Origin of the sequence: Pseudohongiella sp. (assembly GCF_040877505.1) — a bacterium.
Taxonomy (GTDB): domain Bacteria; phylum Pseudomonadota; class Gammaproteobacteria; order Pseudomonadales; family Pseudohongiellaceae; genus Pseudohongiella.
Window position 1 is genome coordinate 24,417 of sequence record NZ_JBBDNQ010000013.1, and the last position, 21,017, is coordinate 45,433.

Here is a 21,017-nt window from a genome sequence, read left to right on the forward strand (position 1 = left end):
GCGCCAGACTGACCGGAGGTATGACCCCAGCTGCATGGCTACTGAACAACAGACTCAACAGTTCACACTGGAACCTGAAAATGCGCTTCGCCTGGCCAATCTGTGCGGACACCTGAACGAACATATCCACCAGATTGCCAAGTCACTGACCCTGGAAATACGTCAGCGTGGCAGTGTGTTCCAGCTCTCCGGCAGTCAGCCCGCCATCAGGGAAGGCACGCGCGTGCTCGATACCCTGTATCAGGCAACGGCAGATGGGTCGGTGATCAGCCCGGACATGGTGCACCTGACCTTAAAAGAATCAGGTTATCAGGGTGCGCCTGACCCGGCGTCTGGCGACAGCCAAGCGGCCCAGGACATTGAGGACAATTTCAAGGCGGTGCTGATCAAGACGCCGCAAAGTTCCGTCAAGCCCCGTGGCAAACACCAGCGCCAGTATGTCGAGTCCATCCGGCAGCTTGACATCAACTTTGGCATCGGCCCGGCCGGCACCGGCAAGACCTACCTGGCGGTGGCCTGCGCTGTAGAGGCCCTGTTACAGGACAAGGTCAAACGCGTATTGCTGGTACGCCCGGCGGTTGAGGCTGGCGAAAAACTCGGCTTCCTGCCTGGTGACCTGGCGCAAAAAATCGACCCCTACCTGCGTCCTCTGTACGATGCACTTTACGAGATGCTGGGTTTTGAAAAAGTCACTCGCCTGATCGAGAAAAATGTTATTGAGGTTGCGCCCCTGGCGTATATGCGAGGGCGCACATTAAACGGCGCCTTTATCATCCTGGACGAAAGCCAGAATACAACGGTGGCGCAAATGAAAATGTTCCTGACCCGTATCGGTTTTGGCTCGACGGCGGTGATCACTGGCGACGTCACACAGATCGATCTGCCCAGAGGCACCCGCTCAGGCCTGGTCCACGTATTGAAAGTACTGCATGACGTCCAGGGCATCGGCTTCAATTTCTTTGACTCCAAGGATGTGGTCCGGCATTCACTGGTGCAGAAAATCGTGGAAGCCTATGACCAATACGAGCGTAAAAACACGATCACCTCTCTGAATCAGGACAGCGGCTCAAGCCATGACCGTGATAACTGACCTGATCAATGACAGCGGTGAAACTGACATTCCCGAAGCAGCCCGCTTTCAGCAATGGGCAGAAACCACACTGATCGGGATCAACGCACCGGGCACGGCGGAGAAACCTGTGTCACTCAGCATTCGTATCGTGGACAGCCTGGAGTCTGCCGCACTCAACAAGTCCTACCGGGGCAAAACTCATGCAACCAATGTATTGTCATTCGGCTGCGACCTGCCCGATCTGATGCTGGCACAGCTCGATGAGACGCCATTGGGGGATCTGGTGATCTGCGCGGCCGTGGTTAGGCAGGAGGCACAGGAACAGAACAAACCCGCCACTGCGCACTGGGCGCACATGGTAGTGCACGGCGTCCTGCACCTGAATGGCTACGATCATGTTAACGATCACGATGCCGAACAGATGGAAACCGAAGAGATTCAGATCCTGGCGAAACTGGGTTTCGGCAACCCCTATATCACGCAATAAAACGGAGACTATTTCAGGCATGACTGAAGAACCACCGAGTACAGAACCCAAACAACGATCCTGGCTGGAACGCATTGTTCAGGTTTTTTCCGATGAACCCACAGACACCAAAAGTCTGCTGACACTGCTGCGCAACGCTGAACAGGACCAGGTGCTGGACGCCGAGGCCCTGAGCATTATTGAAGGCGCACTGCAGGTTTCCCAGATGCAGGTGCGTGAAATCATGATCCCCCGCTCACAGATGGTGACGGTATCGGTTCGCCAGTCCTTGCAGGAGATTCTGGACATCGTGGTCGAAGCGGCACATTCTCGCTTCCCCGTCACCGGCGAGAACCCCGATCAGGTTATCGGTATCCTGCTGGCCAAAGATCTGCTGCCCCTGGCGCTGGCAGACAACGCCGAACGCTTCAACCTGAAGGACATCATGCGCCCGGCTACCTGTGTGCCGGAAAGCAAACGCCTTAACGTGCTGTTGAAAGAGTTTCGCGAAACCCGCAATCATATGGCGGTGGTGATTGACGAGTACGGTGTGGTCTGCGGCCTGGTCACCATCGAGGATATCCTTGAGCAGATTGTAGGTGAAATTGATGACGAGTATGATGTCGACGATGAAAGTTACATCAAAAAATTCGATGACAATCAGTACATCGTCAAGGCACTGACACCCATCGACGAGTTCAACGAACACTTTGCGACCGAATTCAGTGACGACGAAGCCGACACGGTTGGCGGCCTGGTGTTACAGCACCTGAGGCACATCCCGGAGCGCGACGAAACCGTCACCATCGGATCATTTTTGTTTACCGTGTTAAATGCGGACAGCAGGCAGGTGCGTCTGCTGAAGCTGACCCTGCTGGATGATCCGGCGGCAAGTGACAGTATCGACGGGTAACAATATCCCGGCAAACGTTTATCAGTAGCAGACCTATCAGAGACAGACGGAAATCCATGAGCACAACAAGCGAAACCCGGTACCAGCCTCAGGAAGTCGAGGCTCAGGCCCAGCAATACTGGGACAGCAAGCAATCATTCAAGGCAGTTGAAGACAGCAGCAAGGAAAAATTCTATTGCCTGGCCATGTTCCCCTACCCCAGTGGCCACCTGCACATGGGCCATGTGCGCAATTACCTGATCGGCGATGTGATCGCCCGCTTTCAGCGCATGCAAGGTAAGAACGTGCTGCAACCCATGGGCTGGGATGCTTTTGGCCTGCCGGCTGAAAACGCCGCCATGCAGCGCAAAACTGCGCCGGCCAAATGGACCTGGAGCAACATCGACTACATGCGCAGCCAGCTCAAACAGCTGGGGTATGCCTACGACTGGAGCCGCGAACTGGCTACCTGCCACCCGGATTACTACCGCTGGGAACAGTGGTTTTTCACCCGCCTGTTTGAAAAGGGTCTGGTTTACAAAAAAGAAGCAGAAGTGAACTGGGACCCGGTGGATCAGACCGTGCTCGCAAACGAGCAGGTGGTTGATGGTCGCGGCTGGCGCTCCGGCGCACTGGTTGAACGCCGCAAAATACCGCAGTGGTTTATCCGTATTACCGCGTATGCGCAGGAATTGCTGGATGATCTCGACAAACTGGATGGCTGGCCCGAAGAAGTGCGCATCATGCAGGCCAACTGGATTGGCCGCTCGGAAGGCATCGAGCTGACGTTTGATGTTGAAGGCCGTGACCAACTGAGCGTTTACACGACACGCCCTGATACCCTGATGGGCGTGACCTATGTTGCCGTGGCACCCCAGCATCCGCTGGCAACCGAGGCTGCAGCCAGTAACCCGGCCATTGCCGAATTTGTCGAGCAGCAAAGCCATATCAAAGTGGCCGAAGCTGATATGGCGACCATGGAAAAGCTGGGCATGGACACCGGTTTCAAGGCAGTGCACCCGATCACCGGCGACACGGTGCCGATCTATGTGGCCAACTTTGTCCTCATGGCTTACGGTTCCGGCGCTGTCATGGCAGTACCGGGTCATGACCAGCGCGACTACGAGTTTGCCAAAAAATACGGCATCGATATTCGCCAGGTCGTCAAACCGGCAAGCGATGATGTGGCCTGCGATCTCACGGAAAAAGCCTTCACCGAAAAAGGCATCCTGATCAATTCGGGCAAATTTGACGGCATGGACTTTGACCAGGCTTTCGACAGTATAGAAAGCTGGCTGCGCGAACAGGGCAAAGGCGAGAAAAAGGTCAATTTCCGTCTGCGCGACTGGGGTGTTTCCCGGCAACGATACTGGGGCTCCCCGATACCCATTATCAACTGCAGTGACTGCGGCGCCGTGCCAGTACCGGAACAGGATCTGCCCGTTATTCTGCCGGAAGATGTCAGCTTTACCGATTCGGGCTCACCCATCAAGAAAATGCCTGAGTTCTACCAGACAACATGCCCGAAGTGCGGCGCCGACGCCGAGCGCGAAACCGATACTTTCGACACCTTCATGGAATCGTCCTGGTATTACGCCCGTTTTACCAGCGCCGATTTAAAAACCGGCATGCTGGATCAGCGTGCTGACTACTGGTTGCCGGTGGACCAGTATATCGGTGGTATCGAACATGCCATCCTGCATCTGTTGTACGCCCGTTTTTTCCACAAGCTGATGCGTGATGAAGGCCTGATCGGTTCCGACGAACCTTTCAAACGGCTGCTGACCCAGGGCATGGTGCTGAAAGACGGCACCAAGATGTCAAAGTCCAAAGGCAATACCGTTGAACCGGCCGTTTTGATTGAACAGTATGGTGCTGACACCGTGCGCCTGTTCACCATGTTCGCCGCGCCGCCCAACCAGTCACTGGAGTGGTCAGACAGCGGCGTTGAGGGCAGTGCGCGCTTCCTGCGCAAACTGTGGCGCACCATGACCGCACATGACAGCAGCGGCCTGGTCGGACTTGCCGGGCAGGCGTTGTCTGCAGAGCAGAAACAGTTGCGCTTCAAAACTCACAATACTCTGCAGAAAGTCACCGATGACCTTGGCCGGCGCCAGACATTCAACACCGCAATCGCTGCCATCATGGAGCTCGTCAATGCCATCAACAAATTTCAGGACGACACGCCTGGCGATTTGACGCCGTCACAAACGGCGCTGAACACGAGCATCGTGCACGAAGCGCTGGAAGTTGTGTTGCTGACTCTGTCTCCCATTGTGCCGCATTTCTGCCATGTGCTGTGGCTGCACCTGGGGCACAAGGAGGCCATCATTGAATGTCCGTGGCCTGCAGTTGATGAGAGTGCACTGGTGCAGGACGAGATGCAGCTGGTGATTCAGGTTAATGGCAAGCTGCGCGGGAAATTGAATGTCGCCAGGGACACCGATCAGAAAACACTGGAGACTCTCGCCCTGGCCGACGCCAACGTGCAGAAGTTCGCCGAGGGCAAAACGGTGCGCAAGATCATTGTGGTACCGGGCAAACTCATCAACATCGTGGTGAGTTGATGAGTGCCTTCAGGTGCAATTGGCTGAGACCTGGACTGAGACCGGGACGGCGACTGGGGCTGGTACTCGGGACGGGACTGCTGATGCTGACTGTCAGCGCCTGCGGCTTTGCACTGAGAGGCTCCGGCCAGGCTGCCCTGTCGTTTGATGAGATGGCCATCATTCAGCCCGCGGGTTATTACCCATTGGCGGACGCGCTCACCGAGGTACTGCAGGCCAACGGTGCCTCGGTACCCGATGCGGACACCGCTGACCAGGGCTACGCACTGGCACTGAGTCCGGAAACACTGGAGCAGCGCACCATCAGCATCAATACCCGCGCCGGCGCAGGTCAGTACGAACTGATATTGAGCGTTGATGCCACGCTCTACCTTGATGGTGAGCTCATTGGCGGACCGGAAACCATCACGACCCGTGGCAACTTTTACGAAGATACCGCCAATATCAGCGGCAGCAACAGTGCCCGGGATCTGGCGCTGGAGGACATGCGTCGCACCATGGCGGAACAGATGCTGCGACAGCTTCAGGCCCTCAACCTGTAGCAGATGGTTTTTCAACATCCTGCCAATGTGACAGACTTATATGAAAATCTATGCGGATCAATTAGGTACACAGCTGGGCAAGTCACTGCCTGCCATGATATGGCTAAGTGGTGACGAACCCCTGCAGATGCGTGACGCCTCCGATCAGGTACGCCGGGTTTGTCGGGATCAGGGGTTCAACGAACGCGAACTGCACGACGTTGATGCCAGTTTCGACTGGCGGGAACTGGTCAACGCAAACAACAGCCTGTCGCTGTTCTCCGACAAAAAACTGATCGAACTGCGACTGAAAAGCAGCAAACTTGATGATACTGCGCGCAAGACACTGCAAAGCTGCCTTGACGACCCTGCGCCCGACAATATACTGCTACTGACAAGCCCTCGTATTGAGGCCGCCAGTACCAAAACCCAATGGTTCCGGAAACTGGAAGCGGCATCGCTGGTCGTCCAGATCTACTCTGTTGACGCTACCCGATTACCACGCTGGATACAGCAACGTATGCAGCAGCAGGGACTGCGCGCCGACGCAGATGCGGTGCAATTGCTCGCCGATCGAATCGAAGGCAACCTGCTGGCGGCGGATCAGGAAATCGAGAAGCTAAGCCTCTTGTTTGGCAAAGACGCGCATATAACAGCAGACCGTATAGCGCGTAGTGTCGCCGACAATGCGCGATACAATGTGTTTGGACTGCTCGATGCATGCCTGGCAGGTAATGCACAGCGCGCCGTCAAAACGGTGCGGCGTATGCGTGATGAAGGTTCGGAAGCACTGATGATTACTGCCATGCTGGCGAAAGAGCTCCGGCAACTGACAGAGATGGGCAACCGTTTGCGACGCGGGGAAGCACAGGCGGCTGTTTTTCAGAGCAATCAGGTGTGGAAAAACAAGCAGGCCCTGACTGAGAAGGCCCTGCGCCGATTAAAACCAGCACAAACACTGCGCTTGCTGAATCAGGTCAGAGAAGTCGATCTGGCGGTCAAGGGCATGCATCAGGTGCCGCCCTGGATAATGCTTGAGAGACTGGTTTATAGCTTCGCCAGTGATTGAAACCGGTTGTCAGATGCCTATTCGACTCAAGGTGGCAATCAATTCGCGCATAATGCGCTCCGCAACAGGGTGGGTTGCGGCAAAACGGGCCTCGAGGGCTATCGCATCGTCCAGCTCCGGGCTGTTGGGCTGTGAAGACTCGACCAGTTCGTCGATATTTCTATCCACTTTTTCGGCAAGCTCGCGCGTATCTGCATCCAGTGTATCGGTACCGGATAACTCGGTGCGTAATTCCTCTAACAGCCGTTTAACTTTGTCCTGACTCAAGACGGGATCCTCCTGCCACTGCGACGAAAATCGTTGCTCTGCAGGTAATCATAGTCATTGTCTGGCCGCGGCACAAGCAAACCCGACCGTATCCTTACGGGCGGGTTTTGCCAGCCTACCAACAACGTTCGCCTAGAGCCCGAATCAGGCCTTGGCAGCCATCCTGGAGTAAGCACGCTGTTTCAGGCGACGGTGGAAGCGACGCTCACGACTCTTGTACTCGAACCAGTAGCGGGGCACATTCAACAGTAACGACCATCTTGTGGTGTAACTGACCCGTATGGACGAGTGACTCTTCTCGCCGGCCATCAGCATGGGCTCACCCTCATAGATATCCTTGGCACCGGTCATGGCATGTACGTGCCGGATATTGAGGTTTCGCTGGTTGGCCATCAGTAATACGTACTGCTTTCGGCACTTAAAGGCATCCAGAATAAGGCGCAGCCAGATTCCGAACTGCTCTGCCGCAGTCTTGAGCGAAGCGCTCATCCAGACCCCGTTAATTTCCATCATATCGTAACTATCATTCTTGAAGAAATCATGTTCCGCACGAACAGAATCAGGTACAAACATCAGGCTACGGAATTCGGGCTTGGTGACCAGCATATAACCACCAACCATTTCATCACCCTTAAAGCCTGCCACAAAGGTGCTGCGCTGTGCGTAGTCATAGGGCAGCTTTACGCCCACGTAACTCTCAAACCGGCTCAGGAATGTGTCGATTTCGCTCTCATTGGTCAAGGTTCTGAATTTGATTGCTTCCATTTTTTTATCCTCGGTAGGAACATGCCTACATGTTGTTGGTAATATTGGTACTGCTCGGCTTGCGTGCTCTTCAGAATCAACCCTTCCTCCTTCCGCGCGGAAAGTGCATAAAAGGCGATCAAATAAACCAGTGTTAACCACAAAAACGGAGAGTTGAACAACACGGTACTGCCAATCCAGGCAAGCATGTATGATACGTAAAACGGGTGCCTGAACAGACCAAAAGGACCTGTTGTCACAATACTTCCTACGTGGTTACTAAAAGCAAAATCGAGTGACTTTGCAGTAAAAATTGCCCACCAGAATAGCATCAGGGAACACAGATACAATAGCAGGCAAAATCCTAAGACAGGTTTTGTGACATCCGTCACATTAATGAAGAAATACGCGGTCAGAATCATTTGCACAGCAACAGCAAAATCGTAAAGCAATGCCGCCAGTCGCGGCGTACCGGCGTTGACCTTGAAGAACCGCAACCTCCCCCATATCAGACTGAGCACAATAAGCAGGTAAACAACAAATGCGAGCAAGGAAAGCATGCGATGAAACTCCGTCAGCCAATAAATCGTGTAGATGCTTTTATACACTCAGCCTATGTCGTGTGCAATTGCCGATCAGATGTAAATCTGTATAATCGACTCACCCGTCGACAGAGTAACAAACCGCCGGATGGCGCATCGGGTTGACCGCCCCGGACATCTGGTACCCGGGGTGATATCGCCGACTGCCCGACCATAAAATTCATCCCGGAGCCGCAGCGACCAATAATAATATGAACTTTGATAAATACTCGGCGTACTGCAAAGAACACCTCGATGAGTTCCGCGACGAACTGCGCGATGACGCATCACGCGCCCTGCGCAACTGGCCAGGAAAAACGGCCGCCCTGCTGTTGATCGCCTCATCCATCTTTACCTGCCTGAGTTTAAGGGCCGCTGAAAACCCGATGGCCAACAAAGCGCTGCTGGCCTACGCCTTTCCGATACTGCTGATCTTCGCGTATCCCTGGGCTTCATTGATCTTTTCCAGACTGGACAAGTATTCACGCACCGTTCTGGACATCTTTTTGCTGGGCATCCTGTTTGGATTCTGCCAGTCGCTCAGCTACGTGTTTACGCCGGAAATGAACACTGCCGAGCAGTCCGATACCTTTCTGGCACTTTCCGGCCAGATCAACTTTGTCATCCTGATGACAACGGCGTTCTCCTATCATGCGTCTTTCGCCGTGACGCTGGGTCGCAACACGGTATTCACCTTGCTGGCCGCTGTCCTGGTCTACCTTGTCAACGCGCAGTACCTGTCCATCAATGCCATGCAGTTTGTCCAGGGTTATCTGGGCGGCATTATCGTCAGCTGGATATTTTTCCGGCGCATTCAGACACGCTTCTATTACAAATCGATTGACGCCGACACCCGGCAACACCTGTACAAACAGCTATCGAAGCTGGTGTACCCTCACCAACTGGCCAGAATCAAAGCCGGCGACCAGCTCGAAGACACCATGCCGGTTGCCAAGGGCCAGGCCATCATTAATGTGTTTGATGTTCAGAACTCCAGCGCCATCAAACATGAGCGCACACAATCGTTCTTTCTGGAGATTTTTCGCGCATTTTCCCAGATCTGTATGATGGGCTACCAACACAACCCGCTGCAGTCACGCGCTTTTCGCCTGAAAGAAACCGGGGACGGTTTTATCAGCGCTATCGGATATCCGTTTCTTACCGACCAGAAAGACACCCTGGCTGACCACGCCGTTGAAACTGCCCTGCTCATGTTCCGCGCATTCAATACTGAAGTGGACAAATTTGCTTACGGTTATCCAATCAAGGCAGCCATGGGACTGGCATACAACTCGGTACAGGGCACCTTCCAGAGCAGCGGCATTCGATCCTATGACCTGTTTGGCGATGCACTGATCCAGGCGTATCGTTACGAAGAAATGCGCAAGAACCCCATGATTTCAGATATTATCCGCCAGCAGGCCAGCCAGATGGGGTTGACGCACTATAATCTGCTGATCATTCAGGAAGTCGTTTTCAACTCCCTGTGTGATCGGTACAAAAAACTGTTCCACAGGATTACGCTGTCTGATATTGGTTATCCGGTGCCACAGGACCCGGATGCCCGCTACGTCTATTTCCATATTCTCGAGTAAGGGGCCGCTGATAGCGGCCTGTGGGGCTGACATGAAATCGCGGGCTCATTGCGCTATAATACGGCCCCTTTGATCCGCTCAGCCTTAATCGCTGTTCAATTCATACCGACCCACAGGACACGAAATGACAGACGCGCAAGCATCAGACACGCATCTCCAGCACACCGTCGAGAAAATCGGCGGTACCTCAATGAGCCAGTTTGACGCCGTCAAAAAGAACATTTTCATGAACCCGGCGCTGCAGGGGAACTACTATCAGCGCATATTCGTGGTCTCCGCCTATTCCGGCATTACCAATATGCTGCTGGAGCACAAAAAGACGGGCCAGCCTGGTATTTTTGCACTTTTTTCGGATGCCGAGGAGCAACAAAGCTGGCGTGATGCCATGGCTGATCTGCGCTCACGCATGCTGGAGATCAATGGCGAGCTGTTTGTCGGCCAGAAAGAAGAGCACCTGAAAAAGGCCAATGAGTTCATCACGGGCCGCCTGGACGATGCCGAACATGTGCTGCAGGACGTGTCGAGTCTCTGCCAGCACGGTCACTTTGCCCTGAGCGACTATATCCAGACGATCCGGGAAATGCTGGCCAGTCTGGGAGAGATTCACAGCGCCTACAACACGACCCAGCTTCTGCAACTGAACGGCATCAATGCGCGATTTGTGGACCTGTCGGGCTGGGCGAGCACCCAGCAGTATTCACTGGACGAAAATATCAGCCATGCCTTCAAGGACATAGACCTGGACAAGGAACTGCCCATCACCACCGGATACAGCCATTGCCAGGGCGGGCTGATGGCCATTTTTGACCGTGGCTACAGCGAAATGATCTTCAGCCGGATCGCGGTACTCACGGGGGCCAGAGAAGCCATTATCCACAAAGAGTTCCATCTCAGCAGCGCGGACCCCGGTATTGTGGGCGCTGACAATGCCGTGCCGATCGGCCGAACCAATTACGACGTTGCTGACCAATTGGCCAATCTGGGCATGGAAGCGATCCACCCGCGAGCGGCGAAGGGACTGCGTCAGCAGAACATTCACCTGCGCGTGAAAAACACCTTCGAGCCCGAGCATGGCGGCACCTTGATTACCCGCGACTATGTCAGTGACTCCGCTTGTGTAGAGATCATCGCCGGGCGGGTCGGGGTTTACGCCATCGAACTTTTTGACCAGGATATGGTGGGTGATCTTTCCCACTACGAGAAACAGTTTCTGGCACAGATAACCCGCTTCAAGGCCCAGGTCATCAACAAAGACCTCAATGCCAATACCATCACCCACTACCTGTCCGCCAACCTGAAGACAGTGAAACGTATTCAGGCCAGCCTGGGTGAACTCTTCCCCGGCGCCGAGATCAATGTGCGCAAGGTATGTATTGTGTCCGCCATTGGCAGCGACCTGAAAATACCGGGCATGCTGGCGCGCAGTGCTCAGGCGCTGGCTGATGCCGGTGTTGATATTCTGGGCGTCCATCAGTGCATGCGCCAGGTTGACATCCAGTTTGTGCTGGACGAAGAAGATTACACTACCGCCATCAAGGCTATGCACAAACAGCTGGTCGAGGTCTACAATCACGGGCGCGCCATCAAACTGGCGTAACGGGACGCACATCATGAATACAGATCTGTTACGCGCTCAAACACCCGCCTGCCATGATCTGATTCACTTTAATAACGCCGGTGCGGCGCTGTCGCCGCAACCGGTCAACGATGCATTGTTTGAACACCTGCTGCTTGAACAGCGCATTGGCGGCTATGAAGCGGGCGAAGCCACGCTTGACGCTCAGGAAAACTTCTATCACGCCTTCGGTCGCCTGCTACGCTGCAATCCGCGTGAAATCGCCTACATGGAGAACGCCACACGGGCCTGGACGCTGATGCTGCAGGCAATGCCACTGGCTCAGGGCGACCGCATCATCACCGGTCAGTCGGAGTACGCCAGCAACTACATGACCCTGCTGCATCTGGCGAAAACCCGGCATATCCGCATCGACGTCATCCCCAATGACAACAACGGCCAGATTTGCCTGCAGACCCTGCGTCAAAAACTCGATGAAGACGTGCGCCTGATTGCTCTGACCCACGTGCCGAGCCAGTCCGGAGTGATTCATCCGGCGGCAGAAGTCGGCAAGCTGGCCCGCAAGCACCGGATTTTCTACCTGCTGGACGCGTGCCAGTCTGCCGGCCAGATTGATCTTGATGTGGATAAAATCGGCTGCGACATGTTGACCGGCAGTGGCCGCAAATATCTGCGCGGACCACGAGGCACCGGCTTCATGTACGTCAGACAAAGCATGCAGGATTACCTGGAACTGCCCAGCGTCGACCTGCATTCGGCCAGTTGGACCCGGAAAGACCACTTCACCATTCGCGACGATGCCCGCCGCTTCGAAAACTGGGAACACTATGTCGCCGGCAAGATCGCACTGGGCGTTGCCGTTGACTACGCCTGCGATCTTGGCATGAACGTTATCGAAGATCGCGTGCGCATCCTGGCTGCGCTGCTGCGTGAGAAACTGAGGCAATTGCCCGGTGTCAATGTATATGAGGAAGGTGACGCGCTCAGCGGCATCGTCACGTTCAATTGCGACAGCCATGACGCATCGGCACTGCAGAAATTTCTTCGCGGCCACCGCATCAACACCTCGGTGGTGCGCCATCAGATCAATCAGCTGGATTTTGCGCAACGGGGCCTGCCGGACATCAATCGCGCGTCGGTGCATTACTACAATACTGAACAGGAAATCGACACTTTCTGCCGATGCCTGTCAGTCCGCAACTGATTCATCCAGTCAGCCGTCTGGTCTCAACCCAGCAGCATCTGCGCATACACCGCCAGGATAGCCAATGGACAGATGTAACGGATATAAAACGGCCAGATCTTCCAGAACAGTCCCTGTTCAGCGTCGGGACAACCCTGTTTGATCTCTGCCAACACACCGTTGCGGTGCCAGATCCAGCCCACAAACACCGCAAAGAAGAAACCCAGCAGCGGTTGGCTGTACTCGGTTGTCAGGCTGACCACAAAGTCAAACAGGGTGTTGAAGTTGAGCACCAGCAGCAGGCTGATCACAGTAATTGCCAACCCAAGGATCAGGACTGCTTTGCGTCTTGATGCGCCTTTTTCTTCAACAACATAAGACACAGGCACTTCCAGCATGGAAATGGAGGAGGTCAGTGACGCGATGGTCATCAGCACAAAAAACGCCAGTCCAACCAGAACACCGGCATCGCCCATTTGCTCAAACAAGGCAGGCAGCACGGCGACAATCAAACCCGGGCCTGCGATCAAACCACCCTGAGCATCATAGATCTCGATGCCACTGGCCAGTGCCACGTACATGGCCGGCAGAATCAGCAGACCGGCGGTCACAGCGATAGCGATATCCAGCAGCGTGACCATGCCACCCAGCGCCGGCAGATTTTCACGCTTGCTGACGTACGAGCCATATATCAACATGGTACCTACACCCAGAGACAGTGAGAAAAACGCCTGGCCCAGCGCGCTTAACAACAGACCGGTATCAGCGACCCGGGTAAAATCAGGTACCAGATAAACCCGCAGCCCTTCCATGGCTCCTTCAAGTGTCATCACATAAACAATCAGTGCCAGCAAAATCAGCACCAGCGCGGGCATCAATCTTGTCGCCCATTTTTCGATACCGTGGCGCACGCCGGCATTGACCACGTACAGGGTCAGTAACATGAACACCGAGGTAAACAACATGTCGCGCGCAAGACCGCCTGTCGCCAACCATTGCGACAGCCCGTTCAGGCCAAAAATGTCGGCCACGGCAGAAAACATGAAAGCCATCATCCAGCCGCTGACAATGGCATAAAAGCTCAGAATCAGACTGACCGTAATCATGCCCGCGTAACCCACCGCAACACCCAGCTTCTCGGTAGCCGGCCCACGCGCGAGCCCGCGCAATGCGGTCACGGCATTGGCTTTGGCATGGCGACCGATAATCAACTCCGCCATCAAGGCGGGATACGCCAACGCAAACGCCAGCACCAGATAGGTAAACAGAAATGCGGCACCGCCGTTGCTGGCGGCGTTGGTGGGGAAGCCCCAGATATTGCCAAGTCCGACCGCTGAACCAGCAGCGGCCATCAGAAAACCAAAACGTGAACTGAACTCGCCGCGGGGTGCACTCATAGTATTTTTATGACTCTTGTTTAATTATTATTCTTCGTAAGACTCAACAACAAAACGTAGTTGCGCACCGTCTGTCATGCGCAACACCACATTGTTGATAACGCTCACCTGACCATTGTCATTAAGTTCAACCTGAGGCAGGCGCAAACGCTGCTCAGCTTCATCAAACACACCTCTCCCGTCCGGCGCTACTGACAATGGCACGATGCTGGTGGGGTCCATTTCGAATACCAGTTCGGGACCATCACTGACCAGACGCATGTTGAGGCTCAGGTTGCCCAGATCACCTGCATCAACCGATGTGGTCAGCAACGCCGTGCCGTATTCAAATACATTCACCGCCGAGCTGAAACGCTCAACCCGATGCATATTGATCAGCACCAGGTTGGCCTCGGCTGGCAACTGGTTCTGCTGCGTATCGAAGTCCCGGACCGGCAATTGCTGTGCTTCTCCGCCTACATTGATAACCGGCAGATCGTTGATTGCATCGGCAACCGCCAGGCCTTCGCCCAGCACCTTGCCGAAGACAGTAAATCCACCGTTCTGTTCATCCAGATCGGTGTTGTCTGCCAGGTTAACGAACCACTGACTGGTAGCACTGTCGGGTGCGCCGCCGAATTTAGCCATGGCCAGCGTGCCGCGGGTATTGGACGCACCGGGTTCATTGCGCACACTGCCTTGCGAAGGAATAGCGATAGCCGAACACGTGGTGGCATCCATACCGGTGGCACAATCGCGCTGCCATTGATACGCCCCGGCCTGCACCACAAAATCGCTTTCCGAGCGATGAAACAGTGAGCGAGCATAGTCGCCCCGGTCAACATACCCCAGGAAATTGGATACGGTGTCTGGCGCTGCCTCATCAAACAGCTCGATGGTAAAACTGCCATAGGTAGTGTTGACCCGCACCAGCGTATTTGCCTGCACAGTGACAGTGGCGAATAGCGCAGTCAACATGCCGCCGGTGAGAACTGCTTTTTTCAGATTTGGCAAAAAACTCATTCGAACTCCTGTCTGACATCTATCCAGCTATACTGGCCGAGCTGCGGCAACAACTGCTGCAGCAATAATTTTTCCATGGTAACCATTAATTCCGATGCATCAGCATCTCTTACAAAATCCGCAACCTGCTTCACTGCCAGGCCCTGATAACCACACGGATTGATACGGGCAAACGGCTCCATATCCATCGCGACATTCAGGCTGAGGCCATGATAGGAACAACCGCGCCGGATTCTCAGCCCCAGGGCAGCAATCTTGGCGTCAGCGACATACACACCAGGCGCACCTGCCCGCGTTGCGGCATCGATACGCACAGACGACAGGGTATCTATTATCGCCTGTTCTATCAGACTCACCAGATCCCGCACACCCAGCCCGGAGCGCCTGACATCAATCAGTAAATACATTACCAGCTGGCCGGGGCCATGATAAGTTACCTGCCCGCCACGATCTATCTGTATGACAGGAATATCGCCCGGGGCCAGCAGATGTTCGGGTTTGCCCGCCTGCCCCTGAGTAAACACCGGTGGATGCGACAACACCCACACCTCGTCTGGTGTGTCTTCCTCGCGCTCGCTGGTAAACGTCTGCATGGCGCGCCACACTGGTTCATATTCGCGCAGCCCCATGCGGCGAATGATCAGCGGGAGATTGCCCGTCATAATACCAGCTTGACCGCCGGCAGGGTTTTGAGATCAGCAAACAGTGCTTCAAGTTGCCCGATACCGGTTGCCTCGATAGTGATGGTCAGGGCAAGGAAGTTGCCCTTGGCACTGGGCCGTGCCACCAGATCTGTTGCCATGGTGCCGGGCGCATGACGCTGAAAAACAGCCAGCACCTGCTGTTCAAAATCGTCGCCGGCGTCACCCATGACCTTGACCGGGTAGCGGCATGGAAAGGCTATTTTGGGGGCCTTCTGGTCCGACTCGGGCGCGTTGTTGGCGTTATCAATTGTCATCTGAACTGAACAATCCCATAAAGAACAAGGTCAAGGCATCTATCAGCCGACGCAGGAAACCGCCACGCTCGACCGACTGCATGGCTACAACATCGCCGGCATGAATCACTTCTTCGTCCAGAGTTATCTGTACAGTACCCATGACCTGACCGGCTTCGAAGCCCCCACGGATTATTTCGTCGGTCTCCACTGTCGCCACCAGATCATCAGCCCGACCACGCGGGATGGTAATCAGCACCTCATCGGCAATACCCAGGTCTACTGTGTTTTGGGCACCGGACCAGACCCGCTCCGAATTAATGACCTCGCCAGCATCATACAATTTGTAGGTTTCGAAGAAACGGAACCCGTAGCTCAACATCTTTTGTGTCTCAACTACCCTGGCATCTTCACTGGCGGTCCCCATAACCACGGCAATCAGGCGCATGCCATCACGCTCGGCTGAGGCTACCAGACAGAACCCTGCCTGGGTGGTCCAGCCGGTTTTCATACCATCCACGGTCGGATCACGGAATAACAGGGTATTGCGGTTGGCCTGGGTAATACCATTGAAGGTGAACTCACGTTCCGAGTACATGGCGTAGTGCGCAGGGTGTTCCAGAATTTTTGCCCGCGCCAGCGTCGCCAGATCCCTGGCAGACATCAGATTGGTATTGCCATCGTCGTCCAGACCGCTGGAGTTCACAAAGTAGGAATTCTCCATGCCCAGTGCTCGCGCATGCTGGTTCATCAGATCGGCAAAGGCAGCTTCACTGCCGGCGATATGTTCCGCCATGGCGACGCTGGCATCGTTGCCCGACTGAATAATGATGCCGCGCAGCAGATCCTCAACGCGGACCCTGCTGTTAACGTCCACAAAGGTCTTGGAGCCTTGTGTGCGCCAGGCTTTTTCACTGATGAACACCAGATCGTCATAACTCATATTGCCATTGTCGATTTCGACCTCGGCAATATAGGCGGTCATCATCTTGGTCAGACTGGCCGGTGGCAATGCCTCTTCGGAGTTCTGCTCCATGATGACGTGACCGGTGGTGGCATCAATCAGGATATAACTGCTGCCCGCGATTTCCGGCGCCCGCGGCATGATGGATTGCGCCGATGCACCGACACTGGCTGTCAGCCAGGCGGCAGCCAGGGCTGCCGTCAGCAGCGCACGCCAGCATGAAAGTCGTTTATCTGTTGTCCTGTTAACACCTGTCCTGTTAATACCTGTCATACATACAATCCCGGTCTGAATATTCATTCGTCTACCATATAGGGTTGGCCAAGATCGGCCGCCATCATCATGTCAGTGATGCGTTGAATTTCTTGTGCATCGACAATCGGCCCGACTCTGACTCGATGCAGTTGCTGGGAGTCCCGGGCCTGCACAGACCGGATAAAAACCGGTCTGCTGGTCAGTTCCCGCAGCCGGCCGGAAAGTCGTTCGGCGGCGCGCAGATCAGAAAAAGCACCGGCCTGCAGATACCGTCCACCGGTGCTGGCGACAGTGTCACTGCCAGCAGGAGACCCCGCCAGTATCACGTTCTGCTGCCCCGGGATAATCGATTCCACATGCACCAGGGCAGTACCCTGATCGGAAAACCCCAGTTTGTAGGCAGCTGCGTAGGACAGATCAATGATGCGGTCATTATGGAAAGGGCCCCGGTCATTGACCCGGACAATAATGCTGCGCTGATTCTCCAGATTGGTAACCCGCGCGTAACTTGGAATCGGCAGGCCGGTATGCGCAGCGGACACCTGATACATGTCAAAGATTTCACCGTTGGACGTCAGGTGTCCGTGAAATTTCTCGCCGTACCATGACGCCAGCCCGGTTTGCTGGAAACCTTCTTCGCTGGCCATAACCTGATACTGCTTGCCGTTGACTGTATAGGGAGAACGATTACCTGCCCTGCCACGATTCAATGGTTTCAGCTCTACATCGCGGATCAGTGCGGTGTTCATCGGTGCGCTGGGGGCGCGATCCTGGGAAATGCTGTAACGACCGGCATTGGCGACCGGCGCAGAACCGGACGACTGCGGAGGTGATGACACGCTGCTGCAAGCCGCGATAAAAACGCTGCCAAGCGCTAGAAATATTATCCTATAATTCAATGCCTTAACCTTTTTTATCACAACAACTCAGGTCCATTACTACAACTCAGGCTTTGACCGCCAGCAAGTCCGTCAATCGTGTCATGTTACCGCAGTTAGTGATTGCTTGTCAGTATTTGGCCACCCTCACCGCCCAGCTCCAGCAGTTGCTCCTGCTCGATCAAAGGCAACATATAAGCATCCAGTACTTCACGCGCCAGCGGTCCGGCGACCGAACTGCCGCCTTCACCGTTTTCAACAAACACGGCAACCGCGATACGGGACACCGGGGAAGCATCAAAGGCAATGAACATCGCGTGATTCAGATGTTCATCACTGATCTCGTCGGGCTCTATGCGATTTCCCCGGGCGTCAACCTGGACCCCAATAACCTGGGCGGTACCTGATTTTCCCGCCATGGGGTAAGCCAGCGGTTTGGCGGCCTGTACGTAATCATAGGCCGTTCCTTCATGGCGGCGATGCTCGCGTTCACGCGGTTTGCTGACGGTGTGCTCCATGGCCTTGCGCACCAGTGCAACATTCTCGGCAGATGGCAGCAACGGCTGCATCACATCACCTTCATCAAAAATGATATCGGCAAAATCCTGGTCATCGGTGCGAATTGATTTGAGCATTCGCGGACGCACGAATACACCGTGGTTGGCCAGCGTGGCAGCGGCGCTGGCCATTTGTAATGTGGTTGCCTGGAACATGCCATTGCCAAAGCCTTCTGCCGGAGTTTCCCCGGGATACCAGGGTTCGCCGCGGGTTTCCCGCTTCCACGCCGGCGACGGCACCAGGCCCCGGGAGGCCTGAGGCACATCAAGCGCCATGTTGGCACCAAAGCCGAAAGTCAGCAGATAGTCGTGAATTCGATCAATGCCCAGCTCCACGGCAACATGACTGAAATAGGTATTGCAGGACTGATAAATGGCACGCTCGAGATCAATCGGGCCGTGGCCGGATTTATCTACCCACCAGGTCCAGTCATAGTAGGGACGCGAACGCTCGGGCAATCGATAGTAGCCCGGATCATTGATGACAAATTCCGGCGTGATCACGCCGTGATACAGACCGGCAAGACCGATAAACGGCTTGATGGTGGAACCGGGCACTCTGGCATGGGTTGCCCGGTTAAACATCGGCGAGTGCCGCGAATTATTCAGCTCAGCCAGTTGACTCCGACTGATGCCGGTGACAAAAAGATTGGGGTCGTAACCCGGTTGACTGACCATGGCCAGCACACCTCCGGTCCTGGGGTCGATGGCCACAATAGCGCCGCGCCGATCACCCAGTGCGGCTTCTGCTGCTGTCTGCAGGGCCACATCCAGATGCAACTGGATGTCGGCGCCGGGAGCAGGATCTGTTCGGCCCAGCACACGCGTCACGCGGCCACGGTTGTTTTTCTCCACGGTTTCAAAACCCACGCTCCCGTGCAGATACTCCTCATAGGTTTTTTCTATACCGTTTTTGCCGATCTGATTGGTGCCCCGATAATTGCGCACCTCCTCCTCTGTCATGTCCTGCAGCTCATCGCGGTTGATTTCAGAGACGTATCCCAGAGCATGGGCGGCACTTTGACCATACGGATAGTAGCGAACCAGCTGAGCTTCCACCGCAATGCCCGGCAGTTTGTGCTGATTGACGGCGATGTATGCAATTTCCTCATCATTAAGCTGAAATTTCAGTGGCACTGATGACTGCGGCACCGCACGACGACTCAGACGGGTATTGTATTGCTCGATATCCTCATCGGTCAGGCCGATCACTTCGCGCAGAATCTCCAGCGATTTGTCAAAATCACCAGCGGCCTCCCGCACGACTGTCAGGTTGAAGATAGGCCGGTTATCAGCAAGCAGATTACCGTGGCGGTCATAGATCAGGCCGCGGGTCGGCGGGATATATTGTGAGTGCAGTCGGTTGCCATCAGAGCGGGCGGAAAAATATTCGTGATTCAGAAACTGCAGGTTGACCATGCGGGCAATCAGGATCAGAACCAGCAACATAACGACCACGCAGGCAAACACCAGACGGCGATTGAAAATCCGAAGTTCCTGCTTATGTCCGTCAAGACGAAATCTGGGTGCCATAGTCTCTGATTTGATCGCGTAAAAGTGGAGTAGCCCGGTTATCCCGAATACCCGACACGGACCGTGCGTTTTCCGGGTTTATTCCAGATAAGACAGATATTTGCGCAATTAGTTTACATTTCTTTCAAGCGCGATGATAGGGATGCCCGGACAGCAGACTCCACACGCGATAGATCTGCTCCGCCATGACGGTTCTGACCAGCGGATGCGGCAACGTCAGTGCTGACAATGACCAGCGTTCATCCGCACGCTGCAGGCAGGTCTGTGTTAACCCATCAGGGCCTCCCACGAGGAAGCTGAGGTGGCGGCCTTCATCCCTGATTTGCGAAACCCTGGCTGCCATTGCCTCAGTGCTCAGCGCCTTGCCTTGCACATCCAGAGCAACCAGGTAGTCTCGCGGACTGACCCGCGCCAGCAATGCCTCTTCTTCCTGACGCATGGCCTGCTCAACACTGCTGCTTTTCCCGCGTTTGCCAAGCGGCACTTCAATACAGCTGAAGCTGAACTCGGCGGGCAGGCGCTTGCTGTATTCCAGCACGCCCTGCTCAACCCACGCCGGCATTTTGGTACCGACTGAGATCAGATTAATCTTCACCGTTGTCCCGTGGCATTTTGCGGTCTTCAGGTTCCAGTGTGAAATCCCACAGATCCTCCAGCCGGTAAAGGGCGCGGGTAGCACCCATCATCAGGTGCACGATGACAGAACCCATATCCACCAGCACCCATTCAGCCTGCAGGCGGCCTTCAACGCCGTTGACGTGCAGGCCCGCGGCTTTGGCCTTGACCACAACCTCGTCAGCCAGGGCTTTCAGGTGGGTGTTGGATGTGCCGGTGCAGATAATCATGGCATCTGTCACCGGGGTCAGGTCTTTCACATCAAAGGTTTCGATATGCTGACCCTTCACATCTTCCAGCGCAGCGATGACCAGCGCGATTATGTCTTTAGTATCCAATTAAACTC

The 21,017-nt window shown here is 54.9% G+C and carries 21 protein-coding genes; 9 read left to right on the forward strand and 12 right to left on the reverse strand.

What is annotated here, in order from left to right; genetic code table 11:
- Nucleotides 1-34: 34 nt before the first annotated feature.
- From WD071_RS04050 to holA, 6 genes are all read left to right on the forward strand, one after another.
- Nucleotides 35-1,090, forward strand: a complete 1,056-nt coding sequence (locus tag WD071_RS04050; protein WP_368047051.1) for a PhoH family protein — start codon at nucleotides 35-37, stop codon at nucleotides 1,088-1,090.
- On the forward strand, nucleotides 1,074-1,559 hold the full coding sequence (gene ybeY, locus WD071_RS04055) for an rRNA maturation RNase YbeY (RefSeq protein ID WP_368047052.1): 486 nt from the start codon (nucleotides 1,074-1,076) through the stop codon (nucleotides 1,557-1,559). Before WD071_RS04050 ends, ybeY begins: the two co-directional genes overlap by 17 nt.
- 19 nt (nucleotides 1,560-1,578) lie before the next feature.
- Nucleotides 1,579-2,451 carry an HlyC/CorC family transporter gene (locus WD071_RS04060; RefSeq protein WP_368047053.1) on the forward strand — a complete coding sequence of 291 codons (873 nt, stop codon included), beginning with the start codon at nucleotides 1,579-1,581 and terminating at the stop codon, nucleotides 2,449-2,451.
- Nucleotides 2,452-2,507: 56 nt separating this feature from the next.
- A complete protein-coding gene (gene leuS, locus WD071_RS04065) occupies nucleotides 2,508-4,997 on the forward strand; it encodes a leucine--tRNA ligase (RefSeq protein WP_368047054.1) in 2,490 nt (829 codons plus the stop codon).
- An 83-nt stretch (nucleotides 4,998-5,080) separates the two neighbouring features.
- Nucleotides 5,081-5,539, forward strand: a complete 459-nt coding sequence (gene lptE / locus WD071_RS04070) for an LPS assembly lipoprotein LptE (protein WP_368047055.1) — start codon at nucleotides 5,081-5,083, stop codon at nucleotides 5,537-5,539.
- Nucleotides 5,540-5,579: 40 nt separating this feature from the next.
- Nucleotides 5,580-6,587 carry a DNA polymerase III subunit delta gene (gene holA, locus WD071_RS04075; protein ID WP_368047056.1) on the forward strand — a complete coding sequence of 336 codons (1,008 nt, stop codon included), beginning with the start codon at nucleotides 5,580-5,582 and terminating at the stop codon, nucleotides 6,585-6,587.
- Nucleotides 6,588-6,596: 9 nt separating this feature from the next.
- Here holA and WD071_RS04080 read toward each other — a convergent pair whose 3' ends face one another.
- The 3 genes from WD071_RS04080 to WD071_RS04090 all read right to left on the reverse strand — a co-directional run bounded on the left by WD071_RS04080 (nucleotide 6,597) and on the right by WD071_RS04090 (nucleotide 8,158).
- Nucleotides 6,597-6,854 carry a DUF4404 family protein gene (locus WD071_RS04080; RefSeq protein ID WP_368047057.1) on the reverse strand — a complete coding sequence of 86 codons (258 nt, stop codon included), beginning with the start codon at nucleotides 6,852-6,854 and terminating at the stop codon, nucleotides 6,597-6,599.
- 144 nt (nucleotides 6,855-6,998) lie between these two features.
- On the reverse strand, nucleotides 6,999-7,619 hold the full coding sequence (locus tag WD071_RS04085) for a hypothetical protein (protein WP_368047058.1): 621 nt from the start codon (nucleotides 7,617-7,619) through the stop codon (nucleotides 6,999-7,001).
- Nucleotides 7,592-8,158, reverse strand: coding sequence for an isoprenylcysteine carboxylmethyltransferase family protein (locus tag WD071_RS04090; RefSeq protein WP_368047059.1), 567 nt, complete (start codon nucleotides 8,156-8,158; stop codon nucleotides 7,592-7,594). Before WD071_RS04090 ends, WD071_RS04085 begins: the two co-directional genes overlap by 28 nt.
- Before the next feature lie 233 nt (nucleotides 8,159-8,391).
- Here WD071_RS04090 and WD071_RS04095 point away from each other — a divergent pair, with 233 nt between their 5' ends.
- The 3 genes from WD071_RS04095 to WD071_RS04105 all read left to right on the forward strand — a co-directional run bounded on the left by WD071_RS04095 (nucleotide 8,392) and on the right by WD071_RS04105 (nucleotide 12,554).
- Nucleotides 8,392-9,774 (forward strand): hypothetical protein, encoded by a 1,383-nt coding sequence (locus WD071_RS04095; protein WP_368047060.1) that lies wholly within the window; start codon nucleotides 8,392-8,394, stop codon nucleotides 9,772-9,774.
- A gap of 124 nt (nucleotides 9,775-9,898) precedes the next feature.
- Nucleotides 9,899-11,371 (forward strand): aspartate kinase, encoded by a 1,473-nt coding sequence (locus WD071_RS04100; RefSeq protein ID WP_368047061.1) that lies wholly within the window; start codon nucleotides 9,899-9,901, stop codon nucleotides 11,369-11,371.
- A 13-nt stretch (nucleotides 11,372-11,384) separates the two neighbouring features.
- Nucleotides 11,385-12,554 carry an aminotransferase class V-fold PLP-dependent enzyme gene (locus WD071_RS04105; RefSeq protein WP_368047062.1) on the forward strand — a complete coding sequence of 390 codons (1,170 nt, stop codon included), beginning with the start codon at nucleotides 11,385-11,387 and terminating at the stop codon, nucleotides 12,552-12,554.
- 23 nt (nucleotides 12,555-12,577) lie between these two features.
- Here the strand turns inward: WD071_RS04105 and WD071_RS04110 are convergent, their stop codons facing one another.
- The 9 genes from WD071_RS04110 to rsfS form a co-directional block, all read right to left on the reverse strand.
- Nucleotides 12,578-13,930: a sodium-dependent transporter gene (locus WD071_RS04110; RefSeq protein ID WP_368047063.1), complete on the reverse strand. Its 1,353-nt coding sequence runs from the start codon at nucleotides 13,928-13,930 to the stop codon at nucleotides 12,578-12,580.
- Between the two features lie 27 nt (nucleotides 13,931-13,957).
- On the reverse strand, nucleotides 13,958-14,932 hold the full coding sequence (locus WD071_RS04115) for a peptidylprolyl isomerase (protein ID WP_368047065.1): 975 nt from the start codon (nucleotides 14,930-14,932) through the stop codon (nucleotides 13,958-13,960).
- Nucleotides 14,929-15,594 carry a lipoyl(octanoyl) transferase LipB gene (gene lipB / locus WD071_RS04120; RefSeq protein WP_368047066.1) on the reverse strand — a complete coding sequence of 222 codons (666 nt, stop codon included), beginning with the start codon at nucleotides 15,592-15,594 and terminating at the stop codon, nucleotides 14,929-14,931. The genes WD071_RS04115 and lipB overlap by 4 nt, the downstream gene beginning before the upstream one ends.
- Nucleotides 15,591-15,890 (reverse strand): YbeD family protein, encoded by a 300-nt coding sequence (locus tag WD071_RS04125; protein ID WP_368047067.1) that lies wholly within the window; start codon nucleotides 15,888-15,890, stop codon nucleotides 15,591-15,593. Before WD071_RS04125 ends, lipB begins: the two co-directional genes overlap by 4 nt.
- Complete coding sequence (locus WD071_RS04130) at nucleotides 15,880-17,106, reverse strand: D-alanyl-D-alanine carboxypeptidase family protein (RefSeq protein ID WP_368047068.1); 1,227 nt, start codon at nucleotides 17,104-17,106, stop codon at nucleotides 15,880-15,882. Before WD071_RS04130 ends, WD071_RS04125 begins: the two co-directional genes overlap by 11 nt.
- A gap of 23 nt (nucleotides 17,107-17,129) precedes the next feature.
- Nucleotides 17,130-17,927 carry a septal ring lytic transglycosylase RlpA family protein gene (locus WD071_RS04135; protein ID WP_368047069.1) on the reverse strand — a complete coding sequence of 266 codons (798 nt, stop codon included), beginning with the start codon at nucleotides 17,925-17,927 and terminating at the stop codon, nucleotides 17,130-17,132.
- Between the two features lie 155 nt (nucleotides 17,928-18,082).
- On the reverse strand, nucleotides 18,083-20,056 hold the full coding sequence (mrdA, locus tag WD071_RS04140; RefSeq protein WP_368047070.1) for a penicillin-binding protein 2: 1,974 nt from the start codon (nucleotides 20,054-20,056) through the stop codon (nucleotides 18,083-18,085).
- Nucleotides 20,057-20,180: 124 nt separating this feature from the next.
- A complete protein-coding gene (gene rlmH, locus WD071_RS04145; RefSeq protein WP_368047071.1) occupies nucleotides 20,181-20,651 on the reverse strand; it encodes a 23S rRNA (pseudouridine(1915)-N(3))-methyltransferase RlmH in 471 nt (156 codons plus the stop codon).
- Nucleotides 20,641-21,009, reverse strand: a complete 369-nt coding sequence (gene rsfS / locus WD071_RS04150; RefSeq protein WP_368047072.1) for a ribosome silencing factor — start codon at nucleotides 21,007-21,009, stop codon at nucleotides 20,641-20,643. The genes rlmH and rsfS overlap by 11 nt, the downstream gene beginning before the upstream one ends.
- Between the last annotated feature and the right edge of the window lie 8 nt (nucleotides 21,010-21,017).

Coding starts and splice junctions, on each gene's coding strand:
- WD071_RS04050 (WP_368047051.1), top strand. CDS start 35: ATGGCTACTGAACAACAGACTCAACAGTTCACACTGGAACCTGAAAAT.
- ybeY (WP_368047052.1), top strand. CDS start 1,074: ATGACCGTGATAACTGACCTGATCAATGACAGCGGTGAAACTGACATT.
- WD071_RS04060 (WP_368047053.1), top strand. CDS start 1,579: ATGACTGAAGAACCACCGAGTACAGAACCCAAACAACGATCCTGGCTG.
- leuS (WP_368047054.1), top strand. CDS start 2,508: ATGAGCACAACAAGCGAAACCCGGTACCAGCCTCAGGAAGTCGAGGCT.
- lptE (WP_368047055.1), top strand. CDS start 5,081: ATGCTGACTGTCAGCGCCTGCGGCTTTGCACTGAGAGGCTCCGGCCAG.
- holA (WP_368047056.1), top strand. CDS start 5,580: ATGAAAATCTATGCGGATCAATTAGGTACACAGCTGGGCAAGTCACTG.
- WD071_RS04085 (WP_368047058.1), bottom strand. CDS start 7,619: ATGGAAGCAATCAAATTCAGAACCTTGACCAATGAGAGCGAAATCGAC.
- WD071_RS04090 (WP_368047059.1), bottom strand. CDS start 8,158: ATGCTTTCCTTGCTCGCATTTGTTGTTTACCTGCTTATTGTGCTCAGT.
- WD071_RS04095 (WP_368047060.1), top strand. CDS start 8,392: ATGAACTTTGATAAATACTCGGCGTACTGCAAAGAACACCTCGATGAG.
- WD071_RS04100 (WP_368047061.1), top strand. CDS start 9,899: ATGACAGACGCGCAAGCATCAGACACGCATCTCCAGCACACCGTCGAG.
- WD071_RS04105 (WP_368047062.1), top strand. CDS start 11,385: ATGAATACAGATCTGTTACGCGCTCAAACACCCGCCTGCCATGATCTG.
- WD071_RS04110 (WP_368047063.1), bottom strand. CDS start 13,930: ATGAGTGCACCCCGCGGCGAGTTCAGTTCACGTTTTGGTTTTCTGATG.
- WD071_RS04115 (WP_368047065.1), bottom strand. CDS start 14,932: ATGAGTTTTTTGCCAAATCTGAAAAAAGCAGTTCTCACCGGCGGCATG.
- lipB (WP_368047066.1), bottom strand. CDS start 15,594: ATGACGGGCAATCTCCCGCTGATCATTCGCCGCATGGGGCTGCGCGAA.
- WD071_RS04125 (WP_368047067.1), bottom strand. CDS start 15,890: ATGACAATTGATAACGCCAACAACGCGCCCGAGTCGGACCAGAAGGCC.
- WD071_RS04130 (WP_368047068.1), bottom strand. CDS start 17,106: ATGACAGGTATTAACAGGACAGGTGTTAACAGGACAACAGATAAACGA.
- mrdA (WP_368047070.1), bottom strand. CDS start 20,056: ATGGCACCCAGATTTCGTCTTGACGGACATAAGCAGGAACTTCGGATT.